The following is a 5,491-nucleotide window of genomic DNA, read 5'->3' on the forward strand; positions in this document are numbered from 1 at the left end:
GGGTCTCGGAGAAGACCCTCGCCTTCATCGATGCCGCCCTGTCCAAGCGGGGCGCGCCCTACATCCCGGGCTCGTGCGGTCCCAGCGGGTTCGATTGCTCCGGTCTCGTCTGGCGCAGCCTCAAGAATGTGGGCGTCGACAACGCCCGGGCCTGCGCGCGATACATGCAGGCCGACTACAAGCAGACGGCGGTCACGCGCGAAGAGCTGAAGCCCGGCGACCTCGTCTTCTTCTGGTATCCGAACAATCGTGGCATCGAGCCGCCCAAGGCCTCGCACATCGAGATCTACCTCGGTGACGGCCGCACCATGGGCACCGATGGCACGGCGCACCCGGCCCGTGTCAAGGACATGGACTGGAAGCACTTCGTTGGCGGGGCCCGGGTTCCAGAGCTGCAGGCCTGATCAGGCCGACGAGCCGCGCTGGGCGCTGACGCTCTTCTTGGAGGGCCTTCGTTAGCGTATCGCTAAGGTGTGCGCGTCGCGGCAGACGCGTTGTCGAGAACCCGCAGCGCCGCTGCTTCGCCGTCTTGAATGCAGTCCGGGATGCCGATTCCGCGATAGGCCGCGCCCGCCAGGAACAGCCCAGGCAACGCGCTCACGCGTTCTTCGATGCGCTTCATGCGCGCTGGATGCCCGACGTGGTACTGCGGCATGGCACGAGGCCAGCGGTGCACCCACGTCCGCCACGGCGGCGCAGAGAAGCCGATGATGGCGCGCATCTCGTCGAGGGCGCGGTCGACCAGCGCGTCGTCGTCGAGGTCGAGAATCGATTCACGACCGTCTCCGCCGACGTAGCAGCGCAGCAGCACCTGGTCGTCTGGCGCGCGCCCTGGCCACTTGCTGCTGGTGTAGGTGCAGGCGAGGAGGTCGCGCTTCTCCGGGCGTGGCACCACGAAGCCGTAGGCAGCCAGCGCGCGGGTGACCGCCTCTGTCGCGCGGATGCGCGAAGCGTCGAAGGCCATGGTGATGGTGGCGGTCGACACGTACTCGATCTGGCGCAGCATGCCCGCCACAGACGGCGCTCGATCGGCGATCAGATCGGCCGCGGTGAAGGCGGGGGCGCAGACGATCACGGCATCTCCCTCCCAGGTACGCTGCGCGAAGCGTGCCTTCACCTTTTCGGTGAAGTCGAGCGATTGCACGGGGGCGTCGGTCGTGATTGTGACCCCCAGCTCGCGCGCGGCCTGGGCGGTGGCCTCGACCAGATCGATGAGGCCGGCGCGCAGGCTGAGGAACAGCCCCGAGGGACCTTTCCCCGAAGGAGGCGGTGCCTTGGCCTGGGCCGTCTTGGCGGCGAATGCGGCACGCAGCAGGCTGCCGTGCTCGCGCTCCATCTCGAGGTAGCGGGGAAAGGTGCCCTGCAGGCCGAGACGTTGCCCATCACCCGCGTAGATGCCTGCCAGCAGCGGTTCGACAAGCCACTCGAAGCCCGCGCGACCGATGCGGCGGGTGAAGAAGTCGGCCATGCTGACGTCGCCATCGCCGCGGCGTCGGGGAATGAATGGCTCGAGCCCCATGCGCGCCTTGGCCAGCCAAGACAGCAGCGGGGTGCGAATGAACGGTTTGATCTCGGTGGGCACGAAGGTGCTCATGCCGCCAGGAATCTCGAGAAGCCGCCCGCGCTTGACGATGAAGGTCTTCTGGAAGCGGGGATCGGTGCCCACCACGTCGGCGTCGATGCCCAGCTCGCGACAGAGGCGCATGGCCGCGGGCTTGATCGAGATGAAGGCGTCTGGGCCGGCCTCGACGATGAAGCCGTCTTCGCGCTCGGTCTTGATCTTTCCACCAAGACGCGTCGACGCCTCGACCAGCTCGCACGTGAGCGCCACGCCGCGGGCGCGGGCTTCCAGCGCGAGCTTGCGCGCGGCCGCCAGACCCGCGATGCCGCCACCTACGATGAGAACCCGCACGTACGCCCGCTCCTCAAGGGAAGTTCATTGACTCGGGCCCTTTAGGCTTCGCGCAGACGTGATCCTGCGCAGAAGAGAAGGCGCGGAGCGTCTGACGGGGGGAAGCACAGGGGAGGGCTGGCGCAACGGCGAACTTCCTCTTCAGGAGCGACGCAGCTGCATGAGCACGCCATCGAAAAGCGAGAGGTCGCACGAGAGCCGCCCCGTGGCCCCCGTGTCGATGCACGGTGTGGGCGAGGCGCATCGCACGTCGGAGGGGCGGGGAGGCACCCGCAGCGCGCCGCATGAGAGTCCGGCCGCGCGAGGCCCCTCGGCGGCCTCGAAGCCCGCGCTCCCGAGCGCCTGGCTGAAGGCCGACACGCACGAGAGCGGCAATCCACTGCTTGCCTTGACGTCGCATCACTACGCGGCCAGCGACGGTGCCCCGCCCGTCGTGCAGGGCGGCACGTGCCCGATCGACGCGGCCCGCACCCATCACGAGGCGGCCGAGAAGCAGCACGCCCAGGTCTGGCACAGCCCAGACGACGTGGCACGAAATCTTGCGCGAAACGGTGATCTCGCGACCTGGTCGAAGCCGCAGCTGAACACCCTCGATCGTCTCGCCGCAACGTCCCCCGCCTGGGAATCCAAGGTCACGTCGGCCGTGGCGAAGTACGCCAGCGGCGTTCGCGATCTCGACGAGATTCCCACGCGCCCCGCGATGCAGCGGTTGCTGCATGACCATCTCCTCGATGGCCTCGACCAGCGATGCGTCCTTCCCACCCCCGAGGTGGAGCAGGCCAGACAGCATCTCGACGGGCTGGTCGACGCCAAGGTGGGGCGGGCGCTCGACAAGCGGCTGCAGGGCGCGGAAGGCGATGACGCCCTCTCGCGCTCGTTGGGCGGCTGGGTGGGCGATGTGCGCAAGCAGCAGCTGAAGCAGCCGGCCCTGGCAGACATGCTCGAGCGCTCCGCCGAGACTCGCGCCGACAGTGCTCAGAGGAGCGGTCGCTTTGAAGACGTGCGCCGCGCCGACGACGGGCCGGTTCGCCAGCTGGGCAACCTGCTGTCAGACGGTGCCGACGCCACAGGGGGCGCCATGTCGGCGACGGCCGACACGATTGCCCCCTTGGGCGACAAGCTGCCAGGGGGGCTCGGGCTCTTCGTGAACACGCGGGTGACCGCGGGTTTTCTCGACGCGGCGGGCAGCACGGTCTCGAGTGTGGGGCATTCCGGCACCTACACGGGCCTGGGCAAGATGGTCTACCACGGCCTCGATCTGAACCCCATCACGGGAATTCCCTCGCTTGCGCTCAAGTCGGCCTTCAGCGGCCGCTCAGTGCGTGATGTTCTGGGTGATGACCTGGGGTTCGCCAAGAATGTCGGCACGGGATTTGTGTCTGGCTATGGCGACTCGTATCGAAAGTACGGCGCAGAAGGAGTGGTAGGGCACGTCTCGTTCGACGTGCTGAGCCTCGTTGCCTCAGACGGGGCCGGCGGCGCAGCCAAGGCGGCGGTTGTCGCGCGACTTGCCGAGGCGGGCGAAGCGATTCGCGCCAGCTCGCTGGGGCAGCGCATCGCCACGAAGGCCGGCGTGGGGGCTGAGGCGCTGACGGCGGGCGAGGTGGGCTACGTCACCGCGGCCACGCGGCGGGGAAGGCAGATCTTCAACGACGCCCGCATGGCACGCGAGGCGTTGCCTCCTGGCCTCGAGTCCATCGTGAAGATGGCGGGAGGGCGGGCGGAGCAGCAAGACGAGAAACAGGGCTGAGCCTTCACCTGGATCGGTTCCGCGCCCATGAGAAAGGGGCCCCCGTCGTGAGACGAGGGCCCCTGTTCGTTCGCTGAAGGGCGAAACCGGTCTTCTGAAGACCGGTCGCGCTCTCGCTACAGGCCGGGGATCGATCCGCCGAGATCGGGCAGTGCGGAAGAGTACCCGAATGAGTCGCCGTTGTTGACCACGGTCGGGCCTGCGCCAGCGCCACCGAAGCCTCCGACCTCGTGGAAGCCGGTGGTGCAGATGTCGCTGGCTGAGGTGGTCTCTACATGTCCAGTCGTGTTGTTGAACGAGTAGAGGGGGATGGCGTTCTGCAGCTGCAGATGGTTGGCGCCTGGCCCACAGCCGCTGTTGCTCTGGGTCTGGCCGGACCAGCCAAACAGAGCGCTGTTCGCGGGAGGGGCAGACGTGAAGGACGGCTTGTATGTGCTGATGTCGTTGAAGATGCCAGGGGAGTTGACGAAGGCGAAGTTCAGTCCCATGAAGGAGCCTGCGAGAGGTTCGGGGGGGACGTGGCCGTTCGTCGTTGTGAACACGCTGTTCTTGATCTCGAGGTGGTAGCGGCCGTCAACGCCTCGCGCAGTGGTCATCGTGACCTTGCCACCATCGCTGTAGAAGGTCGTGCCGTTGAGCTGATGCGTGGTCTCCCAGGTTCCCGTCAGCTGCGTGGCGCTGGTGGCGCTGATCACGCCGGAGAGGTGGAGCAAGGTGCTGCCGCCACCATAGTCATTGTTGTAGGTCACCTCTCCGGTGTAGGAAGTGATCTTGGTGGTGTAGATCTTGAAGAGCTCGTCGGTGTAGGTCGCGTCGATGGTCTGGCTGCCGTCTGGCAGGTAGGGCCCCAGCACGACGTGACAGCGGTTCACGTCTCCTGAAGCGTCGACTGCGAAGTAGGTGTCGATGACCTGTGAGCCATCTGGGTTTGCGTGGCCCTGGGTTGTCGAGGCGGGCTCGATTGAGGTGAATGAGGTGGGCACGGGTACGCTCGACTGGCTGGTCATCACTGGCGTGCTCTGCGACACGAGCACAGGGGGCGATTGAGAGATGATGACGGGGTCGGTCTGGCCCGTGATCACGGGAGAGGTAGGGAAGGTGTACACGACGGGCGGCGGGGTTGCCTGTGCCTGCGGCAGCCAGGCGCCTTGCTGACCTCCGAAGGTGTAGTCGATGCCACCGCTCTTGGGGAACGAGATGGTACCGACCTGCTGACACGACCCCGTTGGGTCCTGACAGGCAACGTTGATGAATTCAGTGCCATCTGGTTTCGTCACGGTGGGGCCGAAGTTCACCGCCAGGCCGAGGGCGGCGCTCGGAGCGGCGCGCTGGGTGGTTGAAACGAACTGTGTGGTCACCGACCCCGAGGTGGTGGCGGCCGTGCTGCCGTCGTTGAGTGTCTTCACCGTCGTCTGGCCGCCGTTCGCGCTGATCTTCACCACGCGTTCCGGCTGGATGCTGCCGGCGATGACCCAGGCATTCCCCTGGCTGTCGGTGGCGATCTGCTGGGGGACGTCGTCAACGACGATGTCGACGGGGTTGGCGAGGTTGCTGTCAAATCGCGTGACGAGGTCGTGGGCCGAGTCACTGGTCCAGACGTTGCCGTTCTTGTCCAGGGCAAGGCATCCGCCGGAGCCGATGACGAAGGTCGAGTTGTCGGCGTGCTTGAGGGTGACCGGCGTTGTCGTGCGTGCGCCCTGGGTTCCCCCCACCACGATGACGCCGGGCTGATTGGTCATGTAGCTGCCCACATAGACCTTGCCGTTGGTTCCGCACACGATGGCCGCGGGCGTGAATCCGCCACCCAGGCTGCCAGCAGTCAGAGCGAT

The 5,491-nt window shown here is 66.7% G+C and carries 4 protein-coding genes; 2 read left to right on the forward strand and 2 right to left on the reverse strand.

Translation table 11 applies throughout. The features are described from left to right. On the forward strand, positions 1-404 hold a 404-nt coding region (locus tag EB084_18585), incomplete at its 5' end, for a hypothetical protein (protein NDD30269.1). A 62-nt stretch (positions 405-466) separates the two neighbouring features. Here the strand turns inward: EB084_18585 and hemG are convergent. Beyond that, entirely contained in the window at positions 467-1,912 is a 1,446-nt protein-coding gene (gene hemG / locus EB084_18590; protein ID NDD30270.1) for a protoporphyrinogen oxidase, read from the reverse strand. Between the two features lie 205 nt (positions 1,913-2,117). Here hemG and EB084_18595 point away from each other — a divergent pair, with 205 nt between their 5' ends. Further along, a complete protein-coding gene (locus EB084_18595; protein NDD30271.1) occupies positions 2,118-3,662 on the forward strand; it encodes a hypothetical protein in 1,545 nt (514 codons plus the stop codon). A gap of 116 nt (positions 3,663-3,778) precedes the next feature. Here EB084_18595 and EB084_18600 read toward each other — a convergent pair. Continuing rightward, positions 3,779-5,491: hypothetical protein (locus EB084_18600; GenBank protein ID NDD30272.1), on the reverse strand; the 1,713-nt coding region annotated here is incomplete at its 5' end.

The organism is Pseudomonadota bacterium (genome assembly GCA_010028905.1).
In the GTDB taxonomy this organism is placed as follows: domain Bacteria; phylum Vulcanimicrobiota; class Xenobia; order RGZZ01; family RGZZ01; genus RGZZ01.